Origin of the sequence: Pantoea agglomerans, assembly GCF_020149765.1 — a bacterium.
GTDB classification, from domain to species: domain Bacteria; phylum Pseudomonadota; class Gammaproteobacteria; order Enterobacterales; family Enterobacteriaceae; genus Pantoea; species Pantoea alvi.
Genome location: NZ_CP083809.1, coordinates 3,452,354 through 3,468,534 on the forward strand (window position 1 = coordinate 3,452,354; position 16,181 = coordinate 3,468,534).

Below are 16,181 nucleotides of genomic sequence, written 5' to 3' on the forward strand. Positions count from 1 at the left end.
GCGCCGAAAATTTTCTTTCCGCTGATCTGTTGCTGCCGCGCCGACTTGTGAATGGGACTAAGAACGATTATCATTCTTTCTTCTCTGCTTCCAGGGCGTGTTATTCAGCATGGCGATCATCAGGCAGCAATCTCAACGCTTTCAGTACGCTCAGCCTATTTTTATGCAGGGCGATCGCTCGCTGGCGCGCGCGCTGCGCGATCTGATGCGCGAGCAGCACAGCTATATGCTGGACAGCATTCACCTTGATGAAGCCGCTCCCGCAGACGCCCTGACGCTGGCGGAGTGGGCTCGCCCGCAACATTTCCCTGCGCTGGCGCAGCGCTACAGCGACTATCTCTATCGTCAGCACCCCGACGCCGTTCAGGAGGCGAAGCCGGTTCAGTCGCTCTGGGCGCAGTGGTATTTCGGCCTGCTGGTGCCGCCGATGATGCTGGCGCTGCTGGCGGAATCGCGCGCGCTCGACTGCTCGCCGCAGCATATCCAGGTTCAGTTCCACGAGCATGGCCACCCCTGCGCTTTCTGGATTGCGGCGCACGAAGATGAAGAGGCGCGCTACCTCACCGCGCCGCAGCGTATCGATCGCCTGATCCAGCAGCATCTGATCCCGGCGGTGAACGCCATCGCCCAGCACGGCGGCATCAACGCCAGGCTGATCTGGAACAATATGGGCTTCTCCTTCCACTGGTTCCTCGGCGAACTGAAAACCCTGCTGGATGAGGCGACGATTCTGCAGCTTGAGCAGATGCTCTTCTTTACCAGCCGCCTGCAGGACGGCAGCGATAATCCGCTTTACCGCACCATGTTGCCGCGCGGCGGCGAGATGGTCAGACGCAGCTGCTGCCAGCGCTACCGTATCCCCGACGTCGAACGCTGCGGCAACTGCACGCTCAGCGTATAAAAACGCGTCCCGACGCACTTTCTCCCTTTCTCTCGTTTACACTTTTTCCGCCTTGTGGCAGTTTTTACGCCTTCGACCTGCATGGAGAAAAAGATGAGCCTGGAGTCGGTACGGCAGTTTTTCGCCGAACACGCACCTGATATCGACATTATCGAGATGTCGCAAAGCACCGCTACCGTGGAGATGGCGGCGCGCGTTCACGGCGTCGCGCCGGGACAAATCGCCAAAACCCTGTCGCTGAAAGTCAAAGATGAAGTCGTGCTGATCGTCACGCGTGGCGATGCCCGGCTCGATAATCGCAAGCTAAAAGCGGCGCTGGGGGCGAAGGCGCGCATGCTCAGCGTCGATGAGGTGGTGAACTGGACCGGCCATCCGGTTGGCGGCGTCTGCCCGTTCGGGCTGGAGAATCCGCTCAAGGTTTACTGCGACGAGTCGCTGCGCCGCTTCGATGAAGTGCTGCCCGCAGCGGGCGCCGTCCATAGCGCCGTGCGGATTACGCCACAGCGCATGGCCGAGCTGACGCAGGCGCAGTGGATAGACGTGTGCGAAGCGATCTAACGCGTCTGCTTCGACACCGCGCCTGAGATTTCGATGCCGCGCGTTTCGCGGCCAAAGGCGACAAACAGGCAGATCAGCACCGCCACCGTACCGGCAACAATGGCCATCCCCAGACCGTAGTTGCCGTTATGCGCCTCGGCGATGCGCGACTGCAGCGTGGCGTTGACCGAAGCGATCAGATTGCCCAGCTGATAAACGAAGCCCGGCAGCACCGCGCGCGCGTTGGCGGGCACCAGCTCGGTGAGATAAGTCGGCACCACGCCCCACGCGCCCTGCACCATAAACTGCATCAGAAACGCGCCCAGCCCAATCGCCCAGGAGCCGCTGGAAAAAGCCCAGAGCGGCAGCACCGGCAGCGCCAGCAGCGACGCCAGGATAATCGCCTTTTTACGGCCGATACGCTCCGACAGCGCGCCGAAGCATACGCCCCCCAGCATCGCCGCGATATTGTAGCTGATGGCGATTAGGCTGACGGTATGGGCATCGAACTGGTGCTGCACCTTCAGGAAGGTGGGATAGAGATCCTGGGTGCCGTGGCTAAAGAAGTTAAAGCAGGCCATCAGCAGCACCATATAGAGACACATTTTCCAGTGCTGGCGGATAATCGGCAGCAGCGCGCTGCTCTCCTGGCGCTCGCGCGCCGCCAGCCAGACCGGCGACTCCGGCACTTTGAAGTAGATAAACGGCAGCAGCAGAATCGGCAGCGCGCCGATCAGGAACATGCCGCGCCAGCCTACCGCATCGAAAAACAGCCCAAAGATCACGGACGCCAGCAGGTAGCCGCACGGATAGCCCGCCTGAAAGATGCCGGACATCAGGCCGCGCGAGCGGTCGGGAATGGTCTCCATCGCCAGCGATGAGGCGACGCCCCAGATGCCGCCCATCGCCACGCCGTAGATAACGCGAAAGCCGAGAAAGGCGCCGAAGCTGGGCGACCAGGCGGAGAGCAGCTCAAACAGCGAAAACATCACGATATTGAGCATCAGGATCGGTCGGCGACCATATTTTTCTGCCAGGCGCCCAAACAGCAGCGCACCGATCGGGCGCACCGCCAGCGTCAGCATAATGGCGACCGACACGTCGGAAACCGAGGTGTGAAAGTAGTGCGCCAGGTCGCTCAGAACAAACACCAGAATAAAAAAGTCAAACGCGTCCAGCGTCCAGCTGGCGAAGCTGGCAAACGCCACATTCCGCTGGGTCGGGGTCCAGTTAAACATAAACGTATCCTGTCAGGGTCATTCGGGTAAAGGGTCCGAAAAAGGGAAGGCGTAACCGGCGAGACGGTTACGATATTGTTAACGTTTTGTTTATAGCACTTTGATAAACGCCAGCGCGTTCAAATGCTGGCATCCCTGACGTCAGGATGTAACTAAGGGTGTCGGCGCATTTCACGCCGGGCGATGGTGCGGCCTGGCCGCACCTGCTCGCCGGGGATTAGCGTTTGAGGGAGGTGAGCGCCTGTTCGATCATTTCCAGCAGCAGCGCGTTGTCGACGTGATGCAGCACATGAACCAGCGCGCCGCTGTTGTCGGGGATACCGACGTCAACGCGCAGCGGCGTGCGGTAGCGCCAGCTTTTGCCGCGCGTTGCCCCTGGACGCAGCTCAATATCCACCCGATAGTCGGTGCCGTTCGCCACGCGCTGGTTCAGCAGCCAGGCGACCACCAGGGCGTCGTGGATCCAGCTGCCCGCAAGCTGGCGGGTGCGGATAGAGTAATGGATCCACGGGCGCAGCGTGTCGCGCACAAAATGGGAGAGCGGATGATCGCTGGCGGTGATGCGCGACAGATCCTGATGGGTCAGCAGCGTCTGGGTGGTCACATCCATCGGCACCAGGGTAACGGCCGCGCCGCTGTGCAGCACCTGATGCGCCGCCTCGGGATCGAGACCGAAATTGGTGTCTTTGATGTAATCGTCCAGCGCAAACACGCCGCCCATTACCACAATCTCCGCCACCGCTTCCGCCATCGCCGGATAGCGCTGCAGCGCCAGGGCCACGTTGGTCAGCGGACCGATCGCCACCAGGGTGATTTCGCCGGGATTGTCGCAAATCAGCCTGCCGATAGCCTCGGCCGCGTCGTAGCCGTCCGGCGCCATCGGCATCGGCGCACGTACGCCCTGCCACAGACTGACCATATCGAGCTGCTCGACGCGGCGATCGAGCGCCGCACGCCAGGGCGCATGATCCTCTTTTAGCGCCTGCGAGGCGCCCTGCACCACCGGGATAGCCAAACCGAGGCGCACCAGCAGATCTTTTGTCACCCGCGCGCCGATATCGCTCGGCGTATTGCCTGCGACGGTAGTGATGAGCTCCACCGACAGCGCCGGCGAAGCAAGGGCCAGCGCGATCGCCAGCCCGTCGTCGGTATTGGCGCCGGGGATACCGTTGCCCGGATCGCAGTCAATAATCACTCTTTTCATATTGTCGTCACGTTAGTTTTTACAGGCGGGGTACAGCCGCAGGATTCGCCAATTTCAAGGTAGTGCGGGAATTCGTGGAGCTTCGCCTCACCGTCCCAGTTTTGCAGCATGGCGATAGCGCAGCGCGCCATATCCGGCAGCGGCTGGCGCACGGTGGTCAAGGTCGGCACATGGAAAGCGGACTGATCGGTGCCGTTGAAGCAGACCAGCGCCACATCCTGCGGTACGCGAATGTTGCGCTCAAAGAAAGCGCGAATCGCGCCGATCGCCTGACCTTCGTTGCTGGCGAACAGCGCGCGCGGCACGCCGGGTCCGGCCAGCATGCGCTGCGCCGCCTCGTAGCCGCCCTGCCGCGTGTAGCTGGCGGGAAAGATCAGCGCCTCATCGACCGGCACCTGGTGCGCCGCCATCGCGTCGCGCCAGCCCTGAATCCGATCCTGTGCGTTAAGCATCTCCAGCGGGCCGCTGATAATGCCGACCTGCTGATAGCCGTGGCTGAGCAGATGAGCGGTGACCTGAAACGCCGCCTGCCGCTCGTCAACGCGCAGCATACTGACGCCGGGCTGCGGTTCGACGCGATCCAGCATCACAAACGGGGTACCGCTGGCCTGAATCACGTCGATATAGGGGTGACGATCGACGCTGTTGTAAAACAGGCCGTCAACCTGACGGTTCAGCAGGCTATGGATCAGCTCCAGCTCGCGCTGACGGTCGTCGCCCGCGTCGCCGAGCAGCATCACATGGCCGTGATCCAGCGAGGCCTGCAGCAGCACGTGCGCCATTGAGGCGACAAAGGTGTTGCCGATATTCGGCACAATCAGGCCGTAGGTTTTGGTGCTGCCCGACGCCAGGGCGCGCGCCACGCCGTTAGGGCGATAGCCGGTCAGCCGGATCGCTTCCAGCACGCGCTGACGCGTGCTTTCCGCTACCGGCCGCGGGCCGTTATTGATCACGTAGCTGACCACCGCCACCGAGGTGCCGGCCATTTTCGCCACGTCGCTGCGTGTCACTTTGCCTGACGGCTGTTTCAAGCTTTTAGCTCCCGATGTAAACACGAAAGGCCGTGAATACTCACGGCCTGTTCGTTAGTGCGCGGGAAGCGACGCCGCACTAGATGGCGTCTTCCGGCAGATTAAGATCGCGCCCTCGCGTCTCCGGCGCCACAAAGGTCGTAAAGAAACCGATGGCCGCCATTGCGGAGAAGTAGAGCGCTATCGGCCACCAGTGGCCGCTCCAGGAGAGCATCGCCGCCGCCAGCAGCGGTGCGGTGCCGCCCGACAGAATCGAGCCCAGCTCTTTCGCTACCGCCATTTTAGTGTAGCGATGTTTAACGCCGAACAGCTCTACCCCCCATGCGGCCTGTACCCCGTAGATGCCGAGTGACGCCAGCGCCATGCCCACCACAATCACCGGGATCACGATGGCCGGTTCACGGCTGTCGAGCAGATAGAAGGCAGGCCAGGCGTAAAACATCAGCAGCAGGCAGAAGCCGCGGTAGGTGATGCGGCGGCCAAAGCGATCAGAGAGCCAGCCCGCCAGCGGGATCACCGCAAAGCCCAGCACCGAGGCGATAAAGACCGCCGTGGTGGGCACCGATTTATCGACCATCAGCACCTTTGCCACATAGCCGACCATAAAGCCCTGCGCCAGATAGGAGGGGCCGTTCTCGCCGATACGCAGGCCGACCAGCGTCCAGAAGGCGCGCGTGCGCGTCCAGAATCCGCGCCTGTCCGCCACCGGCTGCGCGCTGCGCGCCGTAGCGCGTTCCGCTTCCAGCTCCTGCTTTCTGCGTTCAAACACCGGGGTTTCGCGCAGGTGGCGGCGAATCCAGAGCGCCACCAGCGCAATCAGCACGCTGCTGAGGAAAGGAATGCGCCATCCCCAGGCGAGCAGGCTCTCTTGATCCATCTGCACGACCACCAGCCATACCAGCGCGGCGAGCAGCGTGCCGCTGTTGGAGCCTAACGCGATCACCGAAGAAACCAGCCCGCGCCGCTCAGCCGGTGCATATTCTCCCAGCATCACCGTGCCGCCGGAGAGTTCCGCGCCGGCGCCCAGCCCCTGAGTAAAACGCAGCAGCACCAGACAGGCGGGCGCCCAGACGCCGATAGCGGCATAGCTGGGTATCAGGCCGATTAAGGTGGTGGAGGCGCCCATCAGAATAATAGTGAGGACCATGACCGTCTTGCGCCCTTTTCGATCGCCGATCCAGCCGAACAGCACCGCGCCGATGGGACGCGCGATAAAGCCGACCGACCAGGTGGCGAAGCTGGAGAGCAGCGCCATTGCAGGGGTCGCCTGCGGGAAAAAGACATCGCCGAAGATAATGCCCGCCGCCAGGCCATAGAGCGCGAAATCCGCATACTCCATCGCGGTGCCCAGCCAGCAGGATAAGGTGGCGCGCCAGAAATCTTTGCGCCCGTCAGAGGTGGTCAGCCGCTCGTCGGCGGCGGAATGCAGACGCGTGGAATCGCGCTCAACGGGGTGTTGTGTCGTCATACTCTTTCCCTGTATCAGTGATTGTGAACGCCCTTCCGTGGGACGGTTCTTTGATAGCAATCAGAACGCCCTGGATGGCGATAAACTGGTTGGCTAACCCTTATTGCGGTCAGTAAAAGATCCCCTGGTGTTGGAATCTCTCTCTTTGCCTGCGCTGCCGATGTTAATCACCGATCGTGTAAAGCAGGCAAAGAACAAAACTTACTGAGCCATTCTCGCCTCGTCCGCTGCGAGTAATCACTGGGCGCCAGTTTATCTACGCGCGTAGATAAATCAAGTAAATTTAGCCATATCTGTTAAAAATCATACAGCCCTGCAAAAGATGAAACCGATTTCATTGTTTAAATACAACAACTTAAAAACATAAAGAAAGATACCATCAAACCAGTATTATTCTGGACTTAACACTTTCTCTTAATAATACCCGGACGTAACCTGTCAGCGCGTAGCAAACAGCGTTATCCCCTGGAGAGATGACCAGAGGATGACAGCCCCCTCGGTTTCGTCCGGTTAAGTCAGGTTTTAACATTGCGCCGCTTTGCATTAGGCTTAAGAGCAGAACAAATGAGGAGTCCTGTGACCATTATCCTGATGCGACACGGCAAACCGGATCATCGCGTCGCCGGCCGGCTCAGCGCTCAGGGCCTGGCTGACTGGTGCGAGGCGTATGATATGGCGCTGGTATGCGACATGCCGCCTCCCCGTAGCCTGACCATTGCGCGTCAGGCGTCGGTGATCGTCTGCAGCCCGCTGCCGCGCGCGCGCTCGTCGCTGACCCGTCTTGGCCTGCAGCCGAGCCACATCGATGCGCTGTTCAGCGAAATCTCGGTTCCGCTGATCGCCGCGCGTCGCCTTGAAATGCCGACTCTGCTCTGGCTGACGCTGCTGCGCATGCTGTGGCTGTGCGGCTATGCCGGCGAGAGCGAGTCGCTGCAGCGGGCGCGCGCACGCGCCGCGCGCGCCGCCGATCGGCTGATCGCGCTGTCAGAGCAGGGCACGGTGCTGCTGCTCGGCCACGGCCTGATGAATAAAATGATCGCGCGCGAGCTGCGCAAGCGCGGCTGGCAGGCGGAAAAGCACGCCAGCAGCCGCCACTGGAGTTCCGCGATCTACCACCGCCCTTTTATCTGACCAGATCGAAAAAGCTCAGCACTTCGCAGCCGGTGCCAACGCGCGGCGTCGCGATAACGCGGTTTTGCGCCAGATCGATCGCGCTCAGGGTGCCGTCGCCTTCGTTAGCGATTAGCAGCTGCTGATTATCGGGGCTGAAGCAGCCATCCATCGGCTGGTTTCCTACCGGGATATCCCCCAGCGGATTGAGCAGATCGTCGAACAGGGTGATGACGGGCTCCCGATCCCCTATCGCCACCAGGCGCTCGCCGTTGGCGCTGAATCGCACCACCTGACAGGGTTTTTGGTGCCCCGGCAGCGCCAGCCGCTGGCGCACCCGGTGGCTCTGGCGGTCGATAACGTAGAGACAGGGCGCATCCGCCGCGCTGGCCACCAGATAGGGATGCTTTGGCGACGCCGCAATGCCGGCGATGGGGCCTGGCAGCAGAATGGTATCGATGACCCGCCCTTCCGCTTCACACAGATCCACGACGGTGATGCTGGCGTCCTCTTCGTTTTCAGTAAACAGCTTGCGGCCGCTGGGCGAAAGCGTCAGGCGGTGGGCGTTATGCGATGGAACAGGAATGGTTTTTTCCACGCGGTCGGTCGCCGGATCGATAACGGCCACCGCCGCGCTGTTTTCGCAGCAGAGATAAACCTTGCCGTCGCGCCCCAGCTGGCCGCTGTGCGGCGCGCGCAGCGGCGAAAGATCGATAAAGCCGCTGATTTCGCGCTTCACCAGATCGATTACCGCCACCTTGTGACCCGGATGGGGATTGTCGCCGTGTACGCCGTCGCCGTAGATCGGCACGTAGGCTTTTTGCCAGGCCGGCAGCATTAGCAGTTCATGCGGGCGCGGCGGGAAAGCGTTGAGCTCGCGCTCAACGGCAAAGGTCTCGGGATTGAGAAACAGCACGCGGTTGCCCTGCTTATCAACCGCCAGCAGCCCGCGAGTGGGTTCAGACATAGCGACTCCTTTTCTCAGTAAGCCTTCCTTAAGCGTAGACAACCGCGCCTGCGCCACCACGCCCCGATCGACACATCAGCACGGTTAACCAACCGGAATAAACGCAATGGGAGAAGAAATAATCGCTCACCCCCTGCTGTTTCTGGAGGGCAGAGATAAAAACCAGGATTATCTTTAGCAACGGCAATAAATAAAGCGAAGCACCGCCTTAATTAAATATAAGGCAGACGGTAAGGCGATAAACGACAATTTCACCTCTCGCATTCCGGATTATCTGAAATTCAGCAAAAGTCGTAGCGCGCATATAAATAATGCTTTATTAAATCAGTGAAGAGTTTTTATACACAATCGTGAGGAAATGAATGCGCGCGCTGCGCTACGCCTCATGGGGGACACTTCCGCCGCAATAATCACAATAACAGGTGCATCATGAATCAACACGCTCAACGTCCTGCACACTCCCTCTGGCGCAGCTGGAAACGCGTCTCTTTCAGCAGTCAAATGCTGTGGCAGAAAAAAAAGCACAGCGCCCTTTCTGCGCCGGAATATGACGCCAGCCAGGAGGAGAATCTGGTGATCCTCTCCGCGGAAAAAGCGCCTGCGGCGATCCCGAAAACCATCTGGATGGTCTGGCTCGACGACACGCTGCCGCCCTCGCTGCGCCTGAATATCAACCAGCTGCGCCAGGACAATCCCGACCATACGCTGCATCTGGTGACGCAGAGCACCCTGGCGCAGTGGCTGCCGGAGATGACCTTTATCTCCGCCGATCTGACGCCTGCGCATAAAAGCGAAATTATCCGGCTGGAGCTGCTGCACCGCTTTGGCGGCATCGGCATCGACTGCGGCACGCTGTTATTTGAGAAGCTCGACTGGGTACACCAGGTTCAGCAGGATAAGCCGATGGACGTTATTGGCTATTACCGCGAGAACAGCACGCTTAATTTCCTGTCGCCGGTTATCGAAGGCTGGTTTATCGCCGCTGCGCCGGGCAACGCCTTTATTCGCGAATGGCTGAAACAGCTGGCCCCGATTAAAAACCTCGGCGTGCAGAACTATATTAACGAGCTGAAAAAGCGCGACGACTATCCGCTTATCGTGCAGAAAATTCATCACCCGGCGCAGGCGCTGCTGTCGCTGGCGCAGCAGGTGGCGGTAAAAGAGTATCGCCGCGTGAATCTTCACCTGCGCAAAGCGGACGCTAACGCCTGGTTTTATCAGCAGCTGCACGCCGGCAACAGCGACGCGTTCGCCTGTTCGGTGCTGTTTCGTCAGCGGCCGCAAACGCCGCCGCCGGTTATCCGCCTGAGCGGCGACGAGCGGCTGCACCTCGACTTTAATCTGCGCATCGGCCTCTATAACCGCGCCAGCCTGCTGGGCGAGATGATGCTGGCGCCGACGCAGCTGGCGCTGTCGTCAGGCGTCGACAAAGCGCGCGCGTAGCCAGTGCGTAAAGGTGGTGACCGCGCGCGGCACCTGCGCGGCGTAAGGCCTGACGATCCAGAGCTTCTCCGCAAAGGCCTCTACGGCTCGCCAGCGCGGCAGCACCTGCTGCAGCGCGCCGGAGGCGAGCGCCTCGCGGGCGCTGAAGTCCGGCAGCATAGCGATGCCCAGCCCCTGTAGCGCCGCATCGCGTATCGACTCGCTGTTGTTGGTGGCGAAACTGCCCTGCACCCTCACCTCTACCCGCTCCTGCGCCGCGTCGGCGAAGGTCCAGCGCGGGGTTTCCACGCCGCGCGGATAGTATAAGCAGTTGTGCTGCGCCAGCTGATGCGGCGTCTGCGGCTCGCCGTGCGCCGCCAGATAAGCGGGCGAGGCCACCAGCAGCGTGCGCGTATCGCACAGCGGCAGCGCGACGTGCGTTTCCGGCAGCGTGCTGCTGTGGCGAATCGCCAGGTCAAATCCTTCGCTGCTGAGGGAAACAATGCGATCGGTCACATCGAGCTGCAGCCGGATATGCGGCCAGGCGCGCAGGAAATCCCCGACGAGCGGCACCAGCTGCTGGCGCGCAAAAGCCACCGGCGCGGTCACTCTCACCAGGCCGCGCACCGGCCCGGCGGCGTCGCGCACGCCAAAAAAGCTCTGCTCGATACGCGCGAACGGGTCGCGCAGCTCCTCCACCAGCTTTTCGCCTGCCGCCGTCAGCCGCACGCTGCGCGTGGTGCGCTGCACCAGCGCCGTGCCCGCCGCCAGCTCCAGCTCTTTGATCTTTTGGCTCATCGCCGCTTTGCTCACCTCAAGCCGCTCTGCCGCGCGGGTAAAGCTGCCCTGCTCCGCCAGCACCAGCAGCCAGTGCAGATGGATCCAGAGCGCGTCCGTTTTTATCTCTTTCATCAGGCATTGTTCACTATATTGAATAATCATTTCAGCAGGCGCGCTTTTTCTTTGCTGGCCAACGCGTCAGGATAGTTGTCACAGCACAGATAGATTACGCCCTCAACAGGAGAAAAAGCGATGCCGCTACTGCAATTTGATGTGATACAGGGCCGTTCCGAAGCTGAACTGCGCACCCTGCTCGATGCGGCGCACCGCGCGGTGCTGACCGCCTTTCAGGTGCCGGCGCGTGACCGTTACCAGATTGTTCACGAAAACAAGGCGTGTAATATGTTTTTCCAGGATACCGGCCTCGGCTTTAGCCGCAGCGATAACCTGGTGATGGTACGCGTCTACACCAGCCCGCGCAGTGCGGAACAAAAGCAGCGCTTTATGGCAGAGCTGGCGCGCGAGCTGCGCGAAAGCAGCGGCGTGCAGGGCCACGATCTGATGATCAGCTTTATTACGAACGACAAAGGCGACTGGAGCTTCGCCGACGGCGAGGCGCAATACCTTACCGGTCGGCTTTGATTTACGGCTCTTTTTCACCGCAATCCGCGACGGCCACCCCGGCCGTCGCGCGCTTTTCCCTCTGAAAGATTACCCACTGCACAATTCGGGCGGCATATGTTGCAGCGCTATGACAGCCATTATAGATTGACGCAAACCTACCCTTACTCAATGCGGGCTGCGCAGGATGCGCTAACTCACTTCAAGAGAGGATTTGACGTTGTCCGAATGTGTCTCAGTGGCGCTGTTTCTGGCCGCCATTGCCGTTTACTCGTGGAAAGCCGGCCGCCATAAATTGTGGTTCTCCTTTGTGCTGCTTCTGCTGGTGCTGTTTGTCCTGCTGAACGCGACACTCTTTGCCAGCAACTACTTCACCGGCGATGGCATTAACGACGCGGTGCTCTACACCCTGACCAATAGCCTGACCGGCGCGGGCGTCAGTAAATATGTGGTGCCCGCTATCGGGCTGCTGCTGGTGCTCTTTTTGCTGATCTGCCTGCTGAGCTGGCTGCTGCGGCGCCATGAGCGGCCGCACCATCTCGGCTGGAGCCTGCTGGCGGTGGCCTGCGCCGCAGGATCGGTACAGACCACCCCGGCGTTTCGCCAGGTCGCCAGCCTGGTCGCCTCGCACACCCGGCTGGCCGACTCCGACTTCGACAGCTACTACAAAGTGCCGCAAAAGGTCATCAGCAACCCGCAGCTCAATCTGGTCTATATCTATGGCGAAAGCCTGGAGCGCACCTACTTTGACGAGCAGGTTTTCCCCGGCCTGGCGCCGGAGCTGAGTCAGGAAAAGGCGCAGAGCCTGGATTTCAGCGAGACCGTGCAGCTGCCCGGCACCGACTATACCATCGCGGGCATGGTGGCTTCGCAGTGCGGCATTCCGCTGTTCGCCCCTTTCGACGGTAACGCCTCTGCCGCGCTCTCCAGCTTCTATCCGCAAAACGTCTGCCTTGGCGATATTTTGAAAAACTCCGGCTATGAGAACTGGTTTATTCAGGGCGCGGATCTGCGCTTTGCCGGTAAAGACGTTTTTCTGACCTCGCACGGCTTCGATCCGGCCAATATGGTGGGATCGCAGCAGCTGAAAGATAGCGTCGCCGATCCAGCCTACCGCAACAACTGGGGCTACTACGACGATACGGTGATGGATGAGGTGTTTGAGAAATATGAGGCGCTGTCGCGTCAGCAGAAGCGCTTCGCCCTGTTCGCCCTGACCGTGGATACGCACCATCCCGACGGTTTTGTGTCGCGCAGCTGCCAGCGCAAAAGCTACAGCTACGAGGGCAAGCCTAACCAGTCCTTCAGCGCAGTGGCCTGCTCGCAGGAGCATGTGGCGCGGCTGATCGCCCGCATCAAGGCGTCGCCCTACTTTAAAAACACGGTGATCGTGGTGACCTCAGATCATCTGGCGATGAACAACACCGCCCATCCCTATTTGATCAAACAGCCGCGTCGCGATCTCTTTATGGTGATCCGCGGCGATCGGCCGCAGGCGGAGGTGATCGACCAGCCGCGCAGCACGCTGGATAACGGCGCGACGGTGCTCGATATCCTCGGCGGCGATAAAGCGATCGGCCTCGGCCGCAGCAGCCTCGCGGGAACAACGCTGACGGGCCAGTTCGCTGATTTTAAGTCCCATATCACCCGCTGGAAGGCGGATATTATTCAGCTGTGGAACTTCCCGAAAAAGCTCGATCGTTTCGTTATCGATACGGCGAAAAACAGCTTCAGCTTTTCCGGCGCCACCTTCCGGCTGCCGATCCTGTTCCGCGTCGCCGAAAACCACGTCGAGCCGCTGCCGGAGGGGGAATATGCCGCGCCGCTGCGCTACCAGCTGGCGGATTTTACCGCCAGCGAGAAGTTCGTCTGGGTCGATCGCTGCTTCCGTATGGCGCGGCTGTGGCAGCCTGAGCTGGCGCTCTCCACCGACTTCTGCGTGGCGATGGGACAGCTTGGCGGCCAGCCGAGCGTTGCGCGTATCGACAAAGCGCAGTGGAAAGGCCAGGCGCAGTTTCCGCAGAGCGTGCTGAGCACCGCCAACTACCAGCGCAATGAGGCGCTGCTGCGCGTTGAAGATAACGATATCCGCTACGATGCCGACCGCTTTCTGTTCGCCGTGCCGGGCGCGCCGGCCAGCGTGAAGCGCTTCAGCGGCATTTCGCGCTGGGAAAACTGGGGACGCTGGTCCAACGCCAACCTGGCACCGGCGGTCAGCATTGAATATGTCGATCCGCTGCCGGCGCGCTTTGATATGGTGATCACCGCGCGCGCCTTCGGGCCTAACGCGCACCGCCCGATTCCGGTGCGCGTCGGCGATAGCGAGCAGCTGCTGACGCTGGGCGAGGATCTCTCCACCACCACGCTGCACTTCACCAATCCGGCGGGCGAGCGTACGCTGACCATCGCGCCGCCGGAGCCGCAGCAGAGCAATCTGGGCAATATTACCGGCCAGGATCCGCGGCGGCTCGGCATCGGCATGGTGGATATCCGCATCGTGCCGCAGAGCTAGCTCAGGGCCGCTGGCGCAGCGCCTCCAGGGTTTCGCGCTGCTGCCCGTCGGCCCCGAAGTTATCCGCCGCCAGCCAGCGCAGGAAGCCCTGCTTCACCTGCGGCCATTCGCTGTCGACGATCGAGAACCAGTGGGTATCGCGCGTGCGGCCGCGGTAGACGATCGCCTGACGAAACGCCCCCTCATACTGAAAACCGAGCCGGGCGGCGGCGCGGCGCGAGGGGGCGTTCAGGCTGTCGCACTTCCACTCGTAGCGGCGATAGCCGAGCTGTTCGAAGGCGTAGCGCATCAGCAGAAAATGCGCCTCGGTCGCCTGGCGCGTACGCTTCAGCAGCGGCGAAAAGGCGACGTGCCCCACTTCAATTACGCCGTGCTCGGGCGCGATGCGCATCAGCGCCAGCGTGCCTGCCGCGCGTCCGCTCTCCAGATCGATCACCGCGAAGTGCAGCGGATCGCGGCTGCTTTCCATTTGCTGCGCATAGCTGAGCCACTGCGCCTCGTCGGCAAAGGGCCCGGCGAACAGATAGGTCCAGTCGCGGCCATCTTGCGCCAGCGCATAGGCGGCGCGCAGCGCCTCGCCGTGCTGCGCCACGCTGAGCGGCTCAAGACGACAGTAGCGGCCCTCCAGCGTCTCGCGCTGCGGCAGCGGACGCGGCTGCCAGTCCGTTAACGGCAGGCCGACCGGCTGACCATATTCATTGGTGGTGTGCGGCATAGCATCTCCTTGTGGCAATCGCCTGAGTGGTGGTCACCTGAGCGTGCCGCTTTTCTGGTAGGCTAAAAAGCTCCACGGCTTAAAAGAATGATGGATCCACGCATGCCTGACCGCTGTTCGCCCTCCCCCATCCAGCTGCTCTCGGCGCCGCTCGCGCTGCGCGGCGGTGAAACCCTGCAGCAGCAGCTCTGCCTGCGCGTGAAGCGCGCTATCCTTGCGGGTCAGCTTCCGGCGGGCACGCGCCTGCCCGCGACGCGCCAGCTGGCGCAGGATCTTCAGGTGTCGCGCAATACGGTGATAAACGCCTGGACGCAGCTGCAGGCGGAAGGCTATCTGATCAGCGATCGCCAGGGCAGCCGCGTCAGTCCGATTGCCCTGCCCGCGCCCGCCGCGGTCGACACCGGCAGCCAGGCGCCGGTGGCCGACCGCGTGGCGCTGCTGCACTCCGGCCATCGCTACAGCAGCGAAGAGATGCCGCTGCGCGCCGGCGTGCCTGCGCTGACCCATTTCCCCTTCGCCGCCTGGCGACGCGCGCTTAACCGCGTGCTGAACGACACGCCGCAGCGCCTGCTGGGCTATGGCGATCCGCTGGGCGAGATGGCGCTGCGTGAAGCGCTGGCGCAGCATCTCAGCCTGACGCGCGGCGTGCGCTGCCAGCCGCAGCAGATCGTGATCACCGAGGGGGCGCAGCAGGCGCTGTCGCTCTGCGTCACCCTGCTCAGCAACCCCGGCGATATCGGCTGGGTAGAGGATCCCGGCTATCGCGGCGCGAAATCCGCCATGCTGGCCGGCAATCTGCGCGTGCAGGCGGTGGCGGTGGATGAGCAGGGACTGGCGCCTGACGCCCGGCTGTGGCAGAGCGCTCCGCCGCGCCTGATCTTCTGTTCGCCAACCCATCAGTACCCTACCGGGGCGGTGATGAGCGCGGCGCGACGGCTGGCGCTGCTCGCCCAGGCACAGGCGCATCAGGCGTGGATTATCGAGGATGACTACGACGGCGATTTTCGCTACGTCGGCGAGCCGATCGGCGCGATGCAGGGCATGACGCCCGGCGCGCCGGTGATCTATGTCGGCTCGTTCAGCAAAACGCTGTTTCCGGCGCTGCGGCTGGGCTTTATGGTGCTGCCTGCGACGCTGGCGGTGCCGCTGCGCCCGGCGCTGCACGAGCTGCTGCGCGGCGGCAACCGCCTTGAACAACAGGCGCTGGCCGCCTTTATCGCCAGCGGCGACTTTATGCGTCATCTCAGCAAGATGCGTCGGCTTTACCGTCAGCGGCAGCAGACGCTGCGGCAGGCGCTGCAGGAGACGCTGGGTGAGAGGGTCCCGCTGCTGGGCGGGGAGTGCGGCATGCATCTGGTGCTGCGGCTGGCGGATGAGATCGACGACGCGGCGCTGGCGGCGCAGCTGTGGCAGGCGGGCTACGCGCCCGCCGCGCTCTCCAGCTACTGCGGGGAGAAGGCGCCGCTGCGCGGGCTGGTGCTGGGCTACGGCAACACCAGCGGCACCCAGCTTAAAGCGGGCGTGCGGCAGATCCATCGCCTGCTGGCGCGCTGAGTCCAGCCCGCTGTACTGCCAGCGCGGCGCATCTCACACTCTGCGCGTCGCGCGCGCAACCACGCTCTCCTGACCTGGGTTCTTTGAAGCGGCTCACGTTTCCCGCTCGCTGATTTACCAA

Annotated in this window: 14 protein-coding genes; 7 read left to right on the forward strand and 7 right to left on the reverse strand. The window is 62.0% G+C overall.

The window, feature by feature from the left end:
* Window positions 1-109: 109 nt before the first annotated feature.
* Both fhuF and LB453_RS19215 read left to right on the forward strand, forming a co-directional pair.
* Entirely contained in the window at window positions 110-901 is a 792-nt protein-coding gene (gene fhuF / locus LB453_RS19210) for a siderophore-iron reductase FhuF (RefSeq protein ID WP_103793874.1), read from the forward strand.
* Between the two features lie 93 nt (window positions 902-994).
* On the forward strand, window positions 995-1,459 hold the full coding sequence (locus LB453_RS19215) for a YbaK/EbsC family protein (RefSeq protein ID WP_103793873.1): 465 nt from the start codon (window positions 995-997) through the stop codon (window positions 1,457-1,459).
* Here the strand turns inward: LB453_RS19215 and LB453_RS19220 are convergent.
* From LB453_RS19220 to LB453_RS19235, 4 genes are all read right to left on the reverse strand, one after another.
* Window positions 1,456-2,676 carry an MFS transporter gene (locus LB453_RS19220; RefSeq protein ID WP_103793872.1) on the reverse strand — a complete coding sequence of 407 codons (1,221 nt, stop codon included), beginning with the start codon at window positions 2,674-2,676 and terminating at the stop codon, window positions 1,456-1,458. The genes LB453_RS19215 and LB453_RS19220 overlap by 4 nt on opposite strands.
* 217 nt (window positions 2,677-2,893) lie before the next feature.
* Window positions 2,894-3,880, reverse strand: coding sequence for a nucleoside hydrolase (locus LB453_RS19225; protein WP_103793871.1), 987 nt, complete (start codon window positions 3,878-3,880; stop codon window positions 2,894-2,896).
* Window positions 3,877-4,866 (reverse strand): LacI family DNA-binding transcriptional regulator, encoded by a 990-nt coding sequence (locus tag LB453_RS19230; RefSeq protein WP_103794036.1) that lies wholly within the window; start codon window positions 4,864-4,866, stop codon window positions 3,877-3,879. Before LB453_RS19230 ends, LB453_RS19225 begins: the two co-directional genes overlap by 4 nt.
* Window positions 4,867-4,990: 124 nt before the next feature.
* The gene (locus LB453_RS19235) at window positions 4,991-6,379 is read right to left on the reverse strand and encodes an MFS transporter (RefSeq protein WP_103793870.1); all 1,389 of its coding nucleotides are present in this window, start codon (window positions 6,377-6,379) and stop codon (window positions 4,991-4,993) included.
* Between the two features lie 576 nt (window positions 6,380-6,955).
* Between LB453_RS19235 and LB453_RS19240 the strand changes: the two genes are divergently transcribed.
* The gene (locus LB453_RS19240; RefSeq protein WP_103793869.1) at window positions 6,956-7,510 is read left to right on the forward strand and encodes a histidine phosphatase family protein; all 555 of its coding nucleotides are present in this window, start codon (window positions 6,956-6,958) and stop codon (window positions 7,508-7,510) included.
* On the opposite strand, the gene LB453_RS19245 is transcribed toward LB453_RS19240, so the two are convergent.
* Window positions 7,503-8,456 (reverse strand): YncE family protein, encoded by a 954-nt coding sequence (locus tag LB453_RS19245; protein WP_103793868.1) that lies wholly within the window; start codon window positions 8,454-8,456, stop codon window positions 7,503-7,505. The genes LB453_RS19240 and LB453_RS19245 overlap by 8 nt on opposite strands.
* A gap of 429 nt (window positions 8,457-8,885) precedes the next feature.
* On the opposite strand from LB453_RS19245, the gene LB453_RS19250 reads away from it, so the two are divergent.
* Window positions 8,886-9,899: a glycosyltransferase family 32 protein gene (locus tag LB453_RS19250; RefSeq protein ID WP_103793867.1), complete on the forward strand. Its 1,014-nt coding sequence runs from the start codon at window positions 8,886-8,888 to the stop codon at window positions 9,897-9,899.
* Here LB453_RS19250 and LB453_RS19255 read toward each other — a convergent pair.
* The gene (locus tag LB453_RS19255; RefSeq protein WP_103793866.1) at window positions 9,873-10,790 is read right to left on the reverse strand and encodes a LysR family transcriptional regulator; all 918 of its coding nucleotides are present in this window, start codon (window positions 10,788-10,790) and stop codon (window positions 9,873-9,875) included. The genes LB453_RS19250 and LB453_RS19255 overlap by 27 nt on opposite strands.
* Before the next feature lie 120 nt (window positions 10,791-10,910).
* On the opposite strand from LB453_RS19255, the gene LB453_RS19260 reads away from it, so the two are divergent.
* The gene (locus tag LB453_RS19260; RefSeq protein WP_103793865.1) at window positions 10,911-11,300 is read left to right on the forward strand and encodes a tautomerase family protein; all 390 of its coding nucleotides are present in this window, start codon (window positions 10,911-10,913) and stop codon (window positions 11,298-11,300) included.
* A 199-nt stretch (window positions 11,301-11,499) separates the two neighbouring features.
* Window positions 11,500-13,791 (forward strand): phosphatidylglycerol--membrane-oligosaccharide glycerophosphotransferase, encoded by a 2,292-nt coding sequence (gene opgB / locus LB453_RS19265; protein WP_103793864.1) that lies wholly within the window; start codon window positions 11,500-11,502, stop codon window positions 13,789-13,791.
* 1 nt (window position 13,792) lies between these two features.
* Here the strand turns inward: opgB and LB453_RS19270 are convergent, their stop codons facing one another.
* Window positions 13,793-14,506 (reverse strand): GNAT family N-acetyltransferase, encoded by a 714-nt coding sequence (locus tag LB453_RS19270; protein ID WP_103793863.1) that lies wholly within the window; start codon window positions 14,504-14,506, stop codon window positions 13,793-13,795.
* Window positions 14,507-14,608: 102 nt separating this feature from the next.
* On the opposite strand from LB453_RS19270, the gene LB453_RS19275 reads away from it, so the two are divergent.
* Window positions 14,609-16,060: a PLP-dependent aminotransferase family protein gene (locus LB453_RS19275; RefSeq protein ID WP_103793862.1), complete on the forward strand. Its 1,452-nt coding sequence runs from the start codon at window positions 14,609-14,611 to the stop codon at window positions 16,058-16,060.
* The last annotated feature ends 121 nt before the right edge of the window (window positions 16,061-16,181 follow it).

Bases quoted from the DNA above. Each gene is read 5' to 3' on its own strand.
- LB453_RS19245 (WP_103793868.1), bottom strand. From the start codon at position 8,456: ATGTCTGAACCCACTCGCGGGCTGCTGGCGGTTGATAAGCAGGGCAAC.
- LB453_RS19225 (WP_103793871.1), bottom strand. From the start codon at position 3,880: ATGAAAAGAGTGATTATTGACTGCGATCCGGGCAACGGTATCCCCGGC.
- LB453_RS19220 (WP_103793872.1), bottom strand. From the start codon at position 2,676: ATGTTTAACTGGACCCCGACCCAGCGGAATGTGGCGTTTGCCAGCTTC.
- LB453_RS19275 (WP_103793862.1), top strand. From the start codon at position 14,609: ATGCCTGACCGCTGTTCGCCCTCCCCCATCCAGCTGCTCTCGGCGCCG.
- LB453_RS19270 (WP_103793863.1), bottom strand. From the start codon at position 14,506: ATGCCGCACACCACCAATGAATATGGTCAGCCGGTCGGCCTGCCGTTA.
- LB453_RS19260 (WP_103793865.1), top strand. From the start codon at position 10,911: ATGCCGCTACTGCAATTTGATGTGATACAGGGCCGTTCCGAAGCTGAA.
- LB453_RS19250 (WP_103793867.1), top strand. From the start codon at position 8,886: ATGAATCAACACGCTCAACGTCCTGCACACTCCCTCTGGCGCAGCTGG.
- fhuF (WP_103793874.1), top strand. From the start codon at position 110: ATGGCGATCATCAGGCAGCAATCTCAACGCTTTCAGTACGCTCAGCCT.
- LB453_RS19215 (WP_103793873.1), top strand. From the start codon at position 995: ATGAGCCTGGAGTCGGTACGGCAGTTTTTCGCCGAACACGCACCTGAT.
- LB453_RS19230 (WP_103794036.1), bottom strand. From the start codon at position 4,866: ATGGCCGGCACCTCGGTGGCGGTGGTCAGCTACGTGATCAATAACGGC.
- LB453_RS19255 (WP_103793866.1), bottom strand. From the start codon at position 10,790: ATGAAAGAGATAAAAACGGACGCGCTCTGGATCCATCTGCACTGGCTG.
- LB453_RS19235 (WP_103793870.1), bottom strand. From the start codon at position 6,379: ATGACGACACAACACCCCGTTGAGCGCGATTCCACGCGTCTGCATTCC.